Source organism: Stappia sp. TSB10GB4, assembly GCF_900185745.1.
Lineage (GTDB): Bacteria > Pseudomonadota > Alphaproteobacteria > Rhizobiales > Stappiaceae > Stappia.
Map to the genome: position 1 here is coordinate 72,377 of NZ_FYAV01000020.1, position 15,113 is coordinate 87,489.

At 66.8% G+C, this 15,113-nt stretch carries 9 protein-coding genes and 2 tRNA genes; 5 read left to right on the forward strand and 6 right to left on the reverse strand.

Annotation, left to right across the window (positions count from 1 at the left end):
* Window positions 1-59: 59 nt before the first annotated feature.
* Complete coding sequence (locus tag TSB10GB4_RS01095; RefSeq protein ID WP_186394213.1) at window positions 60-2,234, reverse strand: malate synthase G; 2,175 nt, start codon at window positions 2,232-2,234, stop codon at window positions 60-62.
* Window positions 2,235-2,548: 314 nt separating this feature from the next.
* On the opposite strand from TSB10GB4_RS01095, the gene TSB10GB4_RS01100 reads away from it, so the two are divergent.
* The 4 genes from TSB10GB4_RS01100 (at window position 2,549) to TSB10GB4_RS01115 (ending at window position 7,483) form a co-directional block, all read left to right on the forward strand.
* Entirely contained in the window at window positions 2,549-3,049 is a 501-nt protein-coding gene (locus tag TSB10GB4_RS01100; protein ID WP_186390056.1) for a hypothetical protein, read from the forward strand.
* Between the two features lie 220 nt (window positions 3,050-3,269).
* Complete coding sequence (locus TSB10GB4_RS01105) at window positions 3,270-4,199, forward strand: DMT family transporter (protein WP_186394214.1); 930 nt, start codon at window positions 3,270-3,272, stop codon at window positions 4,197-4,199.
* Between the two features lie 85 nt (window positions 4,200-4,284).
* The gene (locus TSB10GB4_RS01110; protein WP_186394215.1) at window positions 4,285-6,828 is read left to right on the forward strand and encodes a cation:proton antiporter; all 2,544 of its coding nucleotides are present in this window, start codon (window positions 4,285-4,287) and stop codon (window positions 6,826-6,828) included.
* Between the two features lie 292 nt (window positions 6,829-7,120).
* Complete coding sequence (locus tag TSB10GB4_RS01115; RefSeq protein ID WP_186390059.1) at window positions 7,121-7,483, forward strand: hypothetical protein; 363 nt, start codon at window positions 7,121-7,123, stop codon at window positions 7,481-7,483.
* A gap of 56 nt (window positions 7,484-7,539) precedes the next feature.
* Here TSB10GB4_RS01115 and TSB10GB4_RS01120 read toward each other — a convergent pair whose 3' ends face one another.
* The 5 genes from TSB10GB4_RS01120 to TSB10GB4_RS01140 form a co-directional block, all read right to left on the reverse strand.
* On the reverse strand, window positions 7,540-9,534 hold the full coding sequence (locus TSB10GB4_RS01120) for a BTAD domain-containing putative transcriptional regulator (RefSeq protein ID WP_186394216.1): 1,995 nt from the start codon (window positions 9,532-9,534) through the stop codon (window positions 7,540-7,542).
* 188 nt (window positions 9,535-9,722) lie between these two features.
* Complete coding sequence (locus tag TSB10GB4_RS01125; protein WP_186394217.1) at window positions 9,723-11,066, reverse strand: YcaO-like family protein; 1,344 nt, start codon at window positions 11,064-11,066, stop codon at window positions 9,723-9,725.
* A gap of 944 nt (window positions 11,067-12,010) precedes the next feature.
* A complete protein-coding gene (locus tag TSB10GB4_RS01130; protein ID WP_371328841.1) occupies window positions 12,011-13,429 on the reverse strand; it encodes a protoglobin domain-containing protein in 1,419 nt (472 codons plus the stop codon).
* Window positions 13,430-13,641: 212 nt separating this feature from the next.
* A complete protein-coding gene (locus tag TSB10GB4_RS01135; protein ID WP_186394218.1) occupies window positions 13,642-13,803 on the reverse strand; it encodes a hypothetical protein in 162 nt (53 codons plus the stop codon).
* Between the two features lie 137 nt (window positions 13,804-13,940).
* Window positions 13,941-14,015: transfer RNA gene (locus TSB10GB4_RS01140), tRNA-Gln, on the reverse strand.
* A 247-nt stretch (window positions 14,016-14,262) separates the two neighbouring features.
* On the opposite strand from TSB10GB4_RS01140, the gene TSB10GB4_RS01145 reads away from it, so the two are divergent.
* Window positions 14,263-14,339 (forward strand) — tRNA-Pro (locus TSB10GB4_RS01145).
* Window positions 14,340-15,113 lie beyond the last annotated feature (774 nt).

A 15,113-nucleotide genomic window follows, 5' to 3' on the forward strand; every position in this document is an offset into this window, starting at 1 on the left:
AAAAAGCCTCCCGACCTGTCGGCCGGGAGGCTTGGCGGGTTCTCGTGTCGTGGGACGGATCAGGCGCCGGCAGCGGCCTTCGCCTCCAGGCGGCGGGCATGCAGCACCGGCTCGGTGTAGCCGGACGGCTGCTCGCGGCCCTTGAACACCAGGTCGCAGGCCGCCTGGAAAGCGATCGAGCCGTCGAAATCCGCAGCCATCGGCCGGTAGAGCGGGTCGCCGGCGTTCTGGCCGTCGACCACCTTGGCCATGCGCTTCATCGTCTCCATCACCTGCGCCTCGTTGCAGACGCCATGGCGCAGCCAGTTGGCGATGTGCTGGGAGGAGATGCGCAGCGTCGCGCGGTCTTCCATCAGGCCGACATTGTTGATGTCCGGCACCTTGGAGCAGCCGACGCCCTGGTCGACCCAGCGCACCACATAGCCGAGAATCCCTTGCGCGTTGTTGTCGAGCTCGGCCTGGATCTCCTCCGCCGACCAGTTCGGCCGTTCGGCGACTGGGATCGAGAGGATGTCGTCGAGGCTGGCGCGGCCGCGCGCCCGCAGTTCCTGCTGACGGGCGGCGACGTCGACCACATGATAATGCAGCGCGTGCAGGGTGGCGGCGGTCGGCGACGGCACCCAGGCGGTGTTGGCGCCGGCCTTCGGGTGACCGATCTTCTGCTCCAGCATCGCCTGCATCAGGTCGGGCATCGCCCACATGCCCTTGCCGATCTGGGCGTGGCCCGGCAGACCGCATTCCAGGCCGATATCAACATTCCAGTTCTCATAGGCCTGGATCCAGGCGGCCTGCTTCATGTCGCCCTTGCGGATCATCGGCCCGGCCTCCATCGAGGTGTGCATCTCGTCGCCGGTACGGTCGAGGAAGCCAGTGTTGATGAAGCAGACGCGCGAGGAGGCCGCACGGATGCACTCCTTGAGGTTGACGGTGGTGCGCCGTTCCTCGTCCATGATGCCCATCTTCAGCGTGTCGGCGGCAAGGCCGAGCGCCTGCTCGATCCGGCCGAACAGCCGGTCGGCGAAGGCGACCTCGTCGGGACCGTGCATCTTCGGCTTGACGATGTAGAGCGAGCCGGCGCGCGAGTTCATCCGCCGTCCGCCGCCGGACGGCCCGCCGGTGCCGATGTCGTGCATGGCGATCAGCGCCGTCATCATGCCGTCGAGAATGCCTTCCGGCACCTCGTTGCCGTCGCGGTCGAGGATCGCCGGCGTCGTCATCAGGTGACCTACATTGCGCACCAGCATCAGCGAGCGGCCGTGCAGCACCGTCTCGCCGCCCGTCGGCGTCGTGTAGGTCCGGTCGCCGTCCATGCGGCGCACCATCTCGCGCCCGCCTTTTGCGAAGGAGGCGGTCAGATCGCCCTTCAGCAGGCCGAGCCAGTTGCGATAGGCGACGACCTTGTCTTCCGCATCGACGGCCGCGACCGAATCCTCGCAGTCCATGATGGTGGAGACGGCCGCCTCCAGCACCACGTCGGAGATACCCGCCGGATCGGTCTTGCCGATCGGATTGTTCCGGTCGATGGCGACCTCGATATGCATGCCGTTCTTGACGAAGAGCACGGCCTCGGGGGCGGAGGCCTCGCCGCGATAACCGACGAATTGCGCCGGATCGGACAGCGCAAGGGCTGCACCGCCCTCGCCCGCGACGGTCAGCTTGCCGCCCTCGACGGAAAACCCGGTGACGCTCGCCCAGGGCGCCGACAGCGGCACCCGCGCGTCGAGCAGTGCCTTGGCATGAGCGACCACCTCGGCGCCGCGCGCCGGATCGTAGCCGCCGCCCTGCGGCAGGCTGCCCATGGCATCGGTGCCGTAGAGCGCGTCATAGAGCGAGCCCCAGCGGGCATTCGCCGCGTTCAGCGCGTAACGGGCGTTGGTGATCGGAACGACGAGCTGCGGGCCGGCGATGGCGGCGATTTCCGGATCGACATTCTCCGTCGTCACCGCGAAAGCCTCGCCCTCCTCCACCAGATAGCCGATCTCCTTGAGGAAGGCCTTGTAGGCGGCAAGGTCGACCGGGCCGGGATGGGCACGGTGCCAGTCGTCGATCTTTGCCTGCAGCGCGTCGCGCCGTGCCAGCAACTCGCGATTTTCCGGCGCCATATCGTGAACGATGGCCGACAAGCCCTCCCAGAACGCGTCCGCCGTCACGCCGGTGCCCGGCAGGGCCTCCTGCTCGACGAAATCCCGCAGTTCCGGGGCGATCTTCAGGCCGGCAATCTCGATACGGTCCATGGCGTCGGCACTCCCTGATGACATCTGACGCGGGTGGCAACGCCAGCCCCGCGATCCTTGTTCGAACGGGCCCCGCACGGCAAGAGGCCGAGGCAGAGGAGCCCGCGCGAAACGGTTCGCCATGAAACCCAAGCCCCCTCACCCGGTCAATCTTGCACAAATCGAAAAGACTTGATCCTAAAAGGAAACAATCGCGAGATCCTCGCCGCCCCTGCTCATCCGGCAGGCAGAAGCGGTTTGCATTTCTCAAAAATACCGGTCCAAATTTCCCCATGGTGTGATCGCCGGATCATTGCCGCAGGGGGAACTGGATCGTGGAAGACGGGAGGCCGGATGCCAAGCCGGATAGGGCCGGGAGCGTCCTGAAACATATCGACAGCGTGCTGAAACTGTCCGCCGCGGCGCTGCTGCTGGTGGGTCTCGCCTCGGCCGTTCCTGGAGTGTCGGGCGCGGTCAAGGTCGTCTATGGCACGTTGTTCGGCATCACCGGTGCCGTCTTCTATGAGATCGGCCAAAACGGCAATCCAACAGGAGGCACCGAAGGCAGCCACCTGCATCTGCTGCGCGGCGGGGCACGCAGCTACGACGATCTTCGTTGGGGCGATGTCCTGCAGGCCGGCGGAACCCAGTATTTCCGCGATCTCACCACGCCCTCCGACAGCACCCCCTATCGTGACCGACCGCGCATTTTCGTACTGGGGAGGGGCGAATGCGTCGTGGTTCGCCGCAGGATCAACGATGCTTCGGTGTCGACGTCGCCGAACTCCGGCGGCTGGCTGAAAGTGTCGACCGTGGCCTGTGGCCTCTTCAACTGAACCTGCTCCCGGTCCAGAAGCCCCGCGTTTCGCGCAATCCCCCCACCCGCCCGCGTGGCTTGCAACGCCTGCCGCAATTCGTCATACGATGGGGCTGTTTCTTCGCTCCCGCGCCGGCACGCCACGCCTACGGTGCGGGCCACCCCAGCAAGTCCGGAAGACGGAATGCCCCGGCACAACGGCCGGCGCGCATCCTGCTCCGGCGCGGATCCATCGGCCCATGTCGCACTCCGGTTCCTCCCTGCTCGCGCGCTTCTTCGACCGGCCGATCCTGCTGCTGGTGCTCACCACGATATTCTGGGGCGGCAACACCATCGCCGGGCGGTTGGCCATCGGCGAGGTCTCGCCGATGGCGGTGGTGCTGCTGCGCTGGATCGGTGTCACCGGGTTGCTGCTCGTGCTCTATGGCCGCCAGATGCAGGCCGAATGGCCGACCCTGCGGCGTCACCTGCCGCTCCTCATCGCCACCAGCGTGTGCGGCTTCACCGGGTTCAACGCCCTGTTCTATATCGCCGCCCACGGCACCACCGCGGTCAATCTCGGCATCATCCAGGGCTCGATGCCGATGTTCGTGCTGCTCGGCGCGCTGGTGATCCTGCGCAGCCCGATCCGGCCGTTGCAGGCGGCCGGCGTGGTGGTCACCATGGCCGGCGTCGCCTTCATCGCCGCCCAGGGCGACCTGTCGCGGCTGGCGGGTCTTCAGGTCAATATCGGCGATGCGCTGATGATCGTCGCCTGCGTTCTCTATTCGCTCTACGCGGTGCTGCTGCGCAAACGCCCGCAAGTGTCCGCCATGGTCTTCTTCACCTTCCTGGCGGTGATCGCGGCCATCACCTCCCTGCCCCTCTTCGCCATCGAGGTGGCGCAGGGCACATTGCAATGGCCGACCCCGAAGGGCTGGCTGGTGATTGCCTATATCGCGATCTTCCCCTCCTTCCTGTCGCAGATCTTCTTCATGCGCGGGGTGGAGCTGGTCGGGCCGGGTCGGGCCGGCGTCTTCATCAACCTGGTGCCGATCTTTTCCTCGCTGCTCGCCGTCGGACTGCTCGGCGAGCCGTTCCACCTCTACCACGCCGCCGCCCTGTGCCTGGTGCTGATCGGAATCGCCCTTTCGGAGCGCAAGCCGCGCAAGATCGCCCCAATCGGGTGAGCCTTCGCAAAATCAACATGGAAAATCTCGGGGGACGACGCGAAACCGTCGCGCGCTTGTCGAAATGTGGCAAGATAGAGGGGACATGCAAGCGCCTCTCTTCATCGCCGCCATCGCCGGCCTCCTCGTCGTCATCTCGCTCATCCAGCCGCTCGCGCGGCGGCTGAAGGTGGCCCCGTCCGTGGTGCTGGCGCTTGTCGGCACCGCGATCGGCGTCCTGTCGGGTTGGTTGCTCTACACGCCAAGCACGGACGCCTTCAACCAGATCGCCGCCGTCTTCGTGAACCTGCCGCTCAACTCGCAGGGCATTCTCCACCTGTTCCTGCCGGTGCTGCTGTTCCAGACGACACTGACGCTCGACGTCCGCCGCATGGCCGACGACGCCGGCGTCATCTTCGTGATGGCCGTGGTCGCGGTGGTTGTGGCGACCGCCTTCATCGGCTTGGCGCTCAGCCCGTTTACCGCCGTGCCGCTGGTCGCCTGCCTGCTGCTCGGTGCCATTGTCGCCACCACAGATCCGGTCGCCGTCGTCGCGATCTTCCGCGACATCGGCGCGCCCGCGCGCCTCGGCCGGCTGGTGGAGGGCGAGAGCCTGCTCAACGACGCGGCCGCCATCGCCCTCTTCGTCATCCTGCTCGGCTCGCTGACCGGCACGTCAGCACCGACGCTGGCCGGCGGGCTGGAACTGTTTCTGTGGAGCTTTTCCGGCGGCATCGCGCTCGGCTATATCGGCGGACAGGTCCTGGTGCGGCTGCTGCCGCTGGTACGCGACTTCCGCCTCGCCCAGGTGACGCTCAGCGTCGCCATGCCCTATCTGGTCTACACGATCGCGGAAAACCTCGTCGGCGTGTCGGGCGTCGTCGCCGTCGTCGTTGCCGGCATCGTCATCAATCTTGCCGGTCCCTCGCGCGTGACCCCGGACGGCTGGACCTATCTCAACGATGTCTGGGACCAGATGGCGTTCTGGGCCTCGTCGCTGATCTTCATGCTGGCCTCGATCCTGATCCCCAAGCTGCTCGTGGATGTCGGCTGGTATGACATCGCGCTGCTGGCCATCGTCGTCGTCGCGGCCCTTGCCGCGCGCGCCGTGATCCTGTTCGGCCTGCTGCCGTTGATGAGCCTGCTGCAACTGTCCCAGCCGGTCAGCACGCCCTTCAAGACGGTGATGCTGTGGGGCGGGATGCGCGGCGCCATCACGCTGACGCTGGCACTCGGCGTCACCGAGAACCTCGCCATCGACCCGCAGGTGAAGCGGTTCGTGGCAGTGCTGGCGACCGGCTTCGTGCTCTTCACGCTGCTCGTCTACGGCACCACACTGAAACCCTTGATCCGTGTGTTCGGCCTCGACAAGCTGCCGCCGCTCGACAGCGCGATGCGGGCGCAGGTCCTCGCGCTGGCGCTGACCAATGTGCGCGAGGGCGTGGCGCGGGCGGCGGCCGAGTACCATATCGCTCCCGCGGCAGTGGAGGAGACCGACCGGCGCTACCGCGAGCGACTTGCCGAGTCCTCCGGCGCCGGCAGCGGCCTGGACGAGATCCTCGACCGTGATCGGATCACTATCGGTCTCGTGTCCATCTCCAACCGGGAACGGGAGATCGTGCTGCGCCACTTGCGCGAGCGCACCGCCTCGATCCACACCGCCGAGGAACTGCTGGCCCGTATCGGCCGCATCGCCGACCGCGCGCGCGCCGGCGGCCGGATCGAGTACAACCGCGCCGCCCGTCAGGCTCTCGCCTTCCCGCGGACCATGCGGCTTGCGCAGTGGTTCCAGCGGTCCCTGAAATACGACCGCTGGCTCGCCCGCCTGCTCGGCGATCGCTACGAGATGCTGCTGCTCAACCGCATCGTCCTCGACGAGCTGATCGCCTTTACCGGCGAAAAGATCGAGCCGCTGCTCGGCCACCGCGTCGTCGAGATCCTGACCGAGATCCTGCTCGGCCGGCGCGAGGCGACGACGACGGCGCTGGAGGCCCTGCGCCTGCAATATCCCGACTATGCCGACAGTCTCGACCAACGCTTCCTGCAGAAGGCGGCGCTGCGGCTGGAGGAGGACGCCTATCGCTCGCTGCACGCGCAGAACCTCATCGGCACCGAGCTCTATTCCAACCTGTCGCAAAGCGTGCGGGACGGGCGCGAGGAGGCCGATGCCCGACCGCAGCTCGACATGGGCATGCGCACCGAGGACCTCACCGCGCAACTGCCGCTGTTCCGCGACCTCAGCGAGGACCGCATCCGCGCCATCTCCAAGCTGATGCGGCCGCTTTTCGCGGTTCCCGGCGAGGTGCTGATCCGCAAGGGCGAGCGCGGCGACACCGCCTATTTCATTTCCTCGGGCGCCGTGGAGGTCATCACCGAACACGTGCGCGTGCGCCTCGGCCGCGGCGATGTCTTCGGCGAGATCGCCCTGCTGACCGGTCAGCCGCGCACGGCGGACGTCCGGGCGCTCGGTTACTGCAACCTGCTCGTCCTGTCGCGCAGCGATTTCCGCAGCCTCATCGACAAGGATCCGGCACTGAAACAGCACATGGCCAACATGGCGGCCGAACGCCGGCAGATGAATGCCAGCGCCCTGGAGGACGACTCCGCGGACGAGGTAAAAACCATCGAGAACCCGCGCAAGGACAGTTGAGCCAAGATTTCCCCCAGAAGTTGTAACGGCACAACCTGAAACCTCGTCCCAATATTTTTGCGCGAAAGGTTGTATAAGCTAATCACTTCAAAGCAGCACCTTGACGGATCGACAGCAAGCGAGTCTAATTTCAATTGTCATGAAGTGATTTGCATGACTTTCGTGCGCCTCTGCGCCGCCATGTATTTGTTATCCGGTTTCCGCGTCGAAGGCGGCGGCAACTTTCGCCGTCCAAGGGGCCGGGGCGGCCGGCTGGCGTTTCATATTCGCAACTGTTTTCATGGGGCAATACATGACCGACGAACTCAAGAAGGTCGAGATCCACGATTACCGGGCCTTCGGCCGGTTGATCGCCGACTACGCCACCGGCGAAAAGCCATGGCCCGAATCGCTGGAAGGGCTGAAGCGCGCCACGGAAGGCATTGCCACCATTCCCGATGACTACAAGGCATTGCAGGTGATCCAGGCCAGCGAGGAGGTGCTGCTGCTTCGCCTGCCGCCGCAGCGCATGGTCGAGCAGTCGCTCGCCAAATACGGCGACGGGCCGGCAGCGGACTATCCGCTGCCCGGCTTCTATGGCGACAAGGACGAGATGACGATGCGCGACTTCTTCCTGAGCCGCGTCGCCGACTACACGATCGCCGTCTGCACCTGAGGCCTGGCCTCGGGTCCCTTGCGACACTCCTGGGCCGCGAGATCTCGCGGCCCTTTTCAGTCCCGCGCGCCCGGCGGCGCCAGATCCGCCGGCAGCACGAGGCCCGCCAGCGCCAGACCGTGATGGATCTCGTCCCATGTGCGCGGCGAGGAGATCGGAAAGCAGTTGCCGATCCAGCGGGCAATATCCGCGTCATCCGGCGGTTGCGGCAGCACCCAGCGGTCGGTGACCCGCTGCCGCAGGTGCCGGGCCTGCGCCTTCGCCTCTTCCACATCGCCGGTCAGCGCCAGCGACGCCACATACCAGGCCTCGACCCCGAGATAGCCGTCGCTCAGATAGCGGAACGCGGCAATCGAACCGGCATGGTCGCCGCACAGGCAGGTGATGCCGACGAAATAACTCCAGTGCAGCGGCGAGGTCAGAAGCCCGTTCTCGCGATGCCGATAGGCGATCGCAAGCGCCTCCTCGCGGTGACCGTAATAGGCCAGCCCATGCGCCGCGGACAGCGCCGTCCAGGGATCGTTGTCGTTGAGTTCCAGCGCCTGGCGGTGATGCGCCTCGGCCTGTTCGAAACGGCGTTGCAGGGCCAGCGTCCAGGCCGCGCACAGATACCCGCGCGAGTCGAACGGATCGAGCGCCAGCGCCGTGCGGGCCAGACCCGCCGAGCGCTCCAGCGTTTCCGGCGTTTGGACCTGGCCGGGAAAGACGATGTGGCGTGAATTGATGATCTGGGCCAGGCTCGAATAGGCCGGGCCGAAGCGCGGATTGTCCTTGATCAGCCGGTTCAGCACCTCTTCCGCCCGGTGCGAATCCTCGATCTTCCACGTGTAGTGCAGCCGCTGGCCCATCAACAGCCGGTCGTACTGGTCGAGCGAGGCGTTGGGAACGCGCGACATGTTGGCCAGGCGTTCGGCCGAAATGTTGACGTTCATCGCCATGGCGATCTCGGCGACCAGGGTCGACTGGCGGGCGAACAGTTCTCCGATCTCCACCGCCGAGTTGCGGCCCCACACATAGGCATTGGTCCGCGAGTTCTTGACCGTTACCGAATAGGAGACGGCGCGGTCCGCCCGCATGGCGCTGATCGAGACCCGGTAGATCGGCGCGGCGGAGCCCGAAAGTTCCTCCGTCACCTCGTCAGCGACAGACCATTCGCGGAAGCGCACCAATCGCGAAATCAGGTCGTGGCGGAACACCTTGGCGAGCCGGATATCCTCGTCAGCCTCGGTGACCTGCAGGATCTGGTCGACCACGATGACCGGGTTGACATGGCGGGCCGCGGCTTCCGCCCTGGTTCCGGCGGAAACGGCGGGACGGTCCCCCTTGCGCTCCGCCTCCTCGGCAAGCCGGGCACGCTCGCGCTGCAGCCAGTCGGAGAACTTGCCGAGCTTGATATCGACGATCAGCGACTGGGTCTCGCTGGACGGCTGGGTATCGAACTCCTCCTCCAGCACGTTCCACAGGTCCTCGTAGGCTCGCAGCGCGCCCGTGTAATCGCCCTGAACCGCGCGGGCGGTGATGAAGGCGCGGCAGGCCGGCTCATGCGTCGGATCCAGGTTGAGCAGCGCCACCGCCGCCTGTTCCATCCGCGTCCAGTTGCCGCTGTCGAGCCGCACCATGGGCTCCAGAAAGGAGCGCAGGTGATCGTGAAACTGCTGGCGCCGCAGCCGCAACCAGTTGTGAAACGGCTCGGCCAGCATCTCGCCGCCCTCGAACAATCGCTCCGACAGGCGCTTTTCCACGAGCAGCCGAGCCGGCACCGCATCGGCGGTGCCGGAGATCAGGTCGTCCATGTCCAGCCTCACCCGCGACAGGTCGAGGTGGATGTTCATCTTGTCGCTGTCCAGACCATCGAAACCGGCATCTTCCAGCGCCCTTCGCAGGATCAGCAGGGTCTGCCGCAGCGAGGAGCGGGAATGGTGCTCGGAACTGTCCTGCCAGAACAGGTTCGCGGCCATCTCGCGCGACATGCGCCCGTCGCCGGTCAGGCACAGGCGCGCCAGCAGCCCCTCCGCCTTGCGCGAGCGGAAGGCGACCGCCTTCCCGTCCACGAGAAAACGCGGAACCCCAAGTATGGTGGCGTCAAGGCGGGATTGCCCCGATGCGGCATCCCGCAATCCGCCAGCGGATCCACCATGGCCCATCTCATCCACGTCAACCAGCCCCTGCCTTGTACGTCAGACCCCGAAGGACCCAGCCCCTGTTCCGAAACCTGGAAAAGACATGAAAGAAACAGCTTTCAGTAGAGCCGAACGCCGTCGCCGGGAAACCCCGCGCTTGGCCGCAATCCCCGCTGCCGTTCAAGGCGCGGCGTGGTCAGCGCGGCCGGATCGGGTTGCAGCCCGGGAACGAGCACCCGTGCAACGCTTATACCCGGATCGGTACGGGTAAGGTCAATTGCCAACACGCGAAAATTACGCAAGGACAAGCACGACAGCGGATCGACCGCGCCGCCGCTGGCTTCACGCAAACCGGCGGCACCTGCAGCGCCCGATCCAGGTGCCGCCGCCGGCTGCAGGGCGTCCCAGTCCGGCTTCACCAGGCTGCGGCGGGCCAGATGCAACCGGTCCGTGTCGTTGAGCCTGCCCTCGCCCGCTTCGGCGAGCTTGGCGTCCACCACCCGGTCGGCCAGTTCCACCTGCGCCAGTTCCGCGAAGGCGGAAACCAGCGCCTGCTCCAGGGTCGGGCGCGCCGAGAACCCGTAGGCGAAGCGCTTGCCCTCCCGGTCGACCGACAGGGCCGCGGCAACCGGCACGCCGAGATCGGTCGTCAGGTCGAGAAACCAGCTCAGCCGTCCGTCGCGCCCGCCGCGCCAGCGGGCGATCCGCCCCGCCACCTCGGGCGCCGTCAGGGTCTCCAGCGCCACTGCCCGCCCCTTGCGTCCGCCGCGCCACCACAGGGCGACCGCATCGCGCTCGATCCACTCCAGCATCGCGTGGCGGCAGGCCTCCCGGAAACTGCGCCCCGCCGCAACGCCAAGGCCTCGGGCCAGGGGCAGGGCATCGCCCGGCCGGCGGCGCCAGCACAAAGCCGCGGGCACCGTCCCCCGTGCTCCGCTCGCCAGGTCGACCGCCGGCACCCGCTCATCCGGCAGCAGCCGGCTCCGGTCCCCGTCGCCCTCCGCTGCCGCGCGCGAAGCGTTGCCTTCAGTGCCAGGACCAAGCCCCAGGGCCCGGCTTTCGGCCTCGGTCCAGAAGGCTCCCCCTGGCGCTGCAGACAGGATATCGTCCCCGGACGTCGCCTCGGCCTCGGTCACCGCCGCCCCGGCCGTCTCTGGGCGAGGCTCGAATTGCGCAAGGTATTCCACCGCTTCGCCGACACAGGCGCGGAAGGCGGCAAGGCGCGTTTCGCCGACGCCGGAGAGCGAACCGCGCGCGCCCGGCGCCGCGCCGAACTCCTCCGGCCGCACCTCCGCGCCGAAGCAGTACAGTCCCGGCGCGTCGGGCAAGGCCAGTTCGAACAGGCGCTCGAGCCGCGCGGCCACCGCCAGCAGAGCCGTCAGGTCCCGGTCGCCGGCAAGCCGCGCCGGATCCCCTTCCGCCAGATAGGCAAGGAAGCGCAATGCCGCCTCGTCCCCATCCATCGGGCCATCCGGTGCTGCAAGATGCCCGGCCGCTGTCGCCAACGTCCGGCGGGTTTCGTCCCGCATGTCTCCGTCCCACGCCTCGCTGGTCCGGCGCGCCTCCCATCCGGAGAGCCCGGAAAGCGAAAATCACGCAAAGATAACGCTAACTGGTGTTGCATCGAAAAATCAATCGGATGGATGTCCGAAGCGGCAGGGTGGGCCGATTTTTGGACGCTTTCGATGACACCCGGTTGAAGGCCAGGCGGACAGGTGATCCGGAGCCTTCGCGCCAGAAGCGGGCGCGGCTCCGGTGAAGGATCGGTGACCTCGCCGGCCTGACCGGAACGGAATTGACGAGTGCCCTTGCGGCGCCTTCTTGGCCTGCCTTGCGCGGCCATTTCGGCAGTTCGCCCTGCCGTGCGGGCTCTGCAAGTCACAGCGGGCTGCCCGGAGCTTTTCAGGCTGCGGATCGCACGTGACCCAACTGGGCCGGGTCCGCAAGATGATCCGGCCCATTTTTCCCGCCTTTGGGCGGGACGGGCACATGCCGGATCGGTTGGCGGGCCTGCTCGTGACGGGGCAAACGTGGTGCGGGACCGAAAGTGCGGCGCGGTCGCGGCGCGGTCCCTTAGGGGTCCGACCGCTGACGCACGGGGTTCCGATCGCCGATGCGCGGGGTCCAGATTATTGACGCTGGGAGCGCGAACGGGGGATGCGTTCCGGCGGTTGCTTTCGCCGACCAAGCGGTCGGTACGTGGTTTGCGGTGCTTCGGTTTCTGACGCTACGGCGTCCAAATCATTCGGCCTGGCGGCACAAGAATATAAGAAGACCTAGTTCAGTGCTTTTTTAACGACTCCCGCCCGTTCGCGCCTGCACGCGGACGGGCGGTTTCGTTAGAAGCTCGCTGCTGCGACCTCGGGCGATCCGATATGACCGGAGCACTCCGAAGTCGCTGCCGCGGTCACGCGACGCGCTGTCTCGCGGTTCCGCCGACGGGCGTGGTCGCGGTATCTGCCCTGGCGCGGTTCTCGGTCGTCTGGCGGATTTCGGCGAAAAAGCCGCGGATCTGCTCGGAAATCTGGCCGGACTGGCCACGCAGGTCGGAGGACACCAGCAGGAAGTCGCGCGCTGCGCGCTCGGTCTTCTCGATCGCCTCGTTGACCCCGCCGACATTGCGGGTCAGCGTCTGCGTACCGGTTGCCGCCTGCTGAACGCTCATCGAGATTTCGCGGGTCGCCGCCCCCTGCTGCTCGATGGAGGAGGCGATGTTGGAGGTCAGCGTATCGATCTCGCCGACCGTCGCGGCGATCGAGCCGATCGTGTCGACCGCCTTGGTGGTCGCGGCCTGGATCTCGGCGATCTGCTGGGCAATGTCTTCGGTCGCCTTGGACGTCTGGCCGGCCAGGTTTTTGACCTCCTGCGCGACGATGGCGAAGCCGCGCCCGGCATCGCCGGCGCGTGCCGCCTCGATCGTCGCATTCAGGGCCAGAAGATTGGTCTGCTCCGCAATCGCCTGGATCAGGCCGATGACATCGCCGATCTTCTGCGCGGTCACCGACAGTCGCCCAACCTCGTGCGAGGCGCTGTCGGTCACGCTATTGGCCCGGCGAGCGACATCGGAGGCGCCGCTGACCTGACGGGCGATCTCTTCGATGGAGCCGGCGAGTTCCTCGGCCGCAGAGGCAACCGTCTGAACGCTGACCGAAGTCTGCTGCGAGGCAGCGGACGCGGAGACCGCCTCCTGTGAGGCGGCACCTGCGACCGATGCCAACGTGTCGGCCTGCGACTGCATCGTGTCGGCCGCCTTGCCGACATCGGCGAGCGAGAGTTCGACCCGGCCCTTGAACCGGTCGATCGCCTCGCTGAGGCTGCGGGTGCGCGCCTCCTGCTCCTCCATCAGGATCTGCTGGTAGGTCGAGATGGCGTAGTCGAGATCGAGCAAAACCGCCTTGTTGAGCGCCTGCAGCGCCGCTGTCGCGGCGGCGGGCGAGAAGCGGTGGCGGCGAATGACAACGGCGGTCAGTTCGTTGAGCACGAACTGGTAGCCGGCGATGTACCAGCGGGGTTCGAGGCCGATGCGGCCATGCGCGCGGCCGATCCGATTGATGCTGCTTTCGTAGTCTTCGTCGAAGCGCGCGCTGAACAGACGCTGCCAGTGAGCTTTCTGCGCCGATTCCAGCGCCGCCTGGCGGGTTCCAAGAAGTTTCGCCAAGCTCGGCTGCGTCAGGAGATGCTTGTAGAAGCTTGAGAGAATACCATCCAGTTTTGGCTCGACGTCCTTCCAGAGCGCGCGAAGTTGCCGCCTGGTCTCCTCATCGATCCTCGCAAATCTTAATCTCTCCCCCGAATTCGATCCATCCACGCCCGACATGGGACTCATCCTCTCAGCCAAAACCGCTCGCATCTTGCGCAGCAGCCATAGGGTGAAGCGATTCCGCTTAACGAACGCTAACCGGGATAGGCAGATCTGCGAATTGCGGCGAGGGCCCTCTGGCAACCACCTGAAAACACAGGAGAAATCTCGCGCAAGACCTCCGCGACATATTGGCGCAATCGCTCGCCGGCCTGCCGTGGGAGGGGGACATCGCTCCGTCAGGCGCGCGAAACGCGGCCGCCGAGCCGCGCCGAATTTCGAGAAAAATTTTGCAAAATCCCGCTGCAAAAACGCTCGAAATTGAGAATCGCGCGCCAATCGCCCCAAAAATCGCCCGGCACAGTCCCCTGCCCCGGACAGCCACGATCCGCCTGCGCCATCGCACGGATATCCCCGTTGCCCGGCGGCGCAGACGCGGCGCGAAGGGGCTGCTCCTCCCAAGGGCGGAGACGGTGGATGTCGAACAGGGAGCGGAAGGAGGATGCGCCGCGCGCGATCTGGCGGGGCGGATGCGGTCTGGCTGGGGCGGCAGGATTCGAACCTGCGCATGGCGGTACCAAAAACCGCTGCCTTACCGCTTGGCTACGCCCCAAATCGCAGGCCGCCTGTATAGCGAGCGCGCCGATGCCGCGCAAGAGCGCCGCGCCGGCGGGCGGGCCGCCGCGGCGTTTTCCGTACCGCCCGCCGCTCATCCACAGCCGAAGCAAAATCGCTGCAAGGACAGGGTTGCGGAGGCCGATGGCCGGTGATATGAACCCGCCACACCACGGATGAGCGCCGGTCTCCCGGCCCGGACAATCGCTCTCCACCCGACCGGCCCCGCCGGCGGGTCATCGGTTCGGAGTGTAGCGCAGCCTGGTAGCGCACCTCGTTCGGGACGAGGGGGTCGCAGGTTCAAATCCTGCCACTCCGACCATTCAGTTTCATGACGCCATTTAATTTCGTGACGCGTGTCCGACCGGCCAACGGTTTCGGACGCATCCGGCATGCCTCACCCGGCAAGCAGCGTCGCCAGGAAGCCGGCGACCTGGAACCGGCGAGCCACGGCGGTTGCGGAGGCGTCCGGGAGCGCGGCCGAGAGGCCCCCGGCTCCCCGATCCCGCATCTCCGCTTCGCTGCGTGCGGGATGACGCGGGGGAGATGTTGACGCGTCCTCGCCACCGCTCTGGCAGCCAATAGGCCCCGGCTCTGCGCTGCGCGCGGCCGGGGTGACGGCCTGTGGGTGGGGCGATGGCGGCGGCATGACGGCGGCGGCCGGGGTGACGGCCTGTGGATGGGGCGATGGCGGCGGCATGACGGCGGCGGCCGGGGTGACGGCCTGTGGGTGGGGCAAGGCCGCGCCTCCCTCTCGGATGTCGTCCCGGACGAGGCCGAAGGCCGAAGATCCGGGAACCATTGGCACCTTCAGTCGGAGTGAGGCGGAATGCCTCTCCTTGCGTCTTCCCAGACGAGCATCGCGCGACCCGGAACCGACGAGCCACGGCGGTTGCGGCGGCGTCCGGGCGTGCTGCCGCGAGGCCCCCGGCTCCCCGATCCCGCATCTGCGCTACGCTGCGTGCGGGATTGTTCGTCTGAAGAGGTGGTAGAGTTTGGGCGGTCTCCCGGCCTGAACCGCCGGGAGACCAGTGGCAGGCGACCGGACCGGGGTTGGGCTTTCGCCCGTCGTCATCAGGGTCCCTGCCGCTTCCTT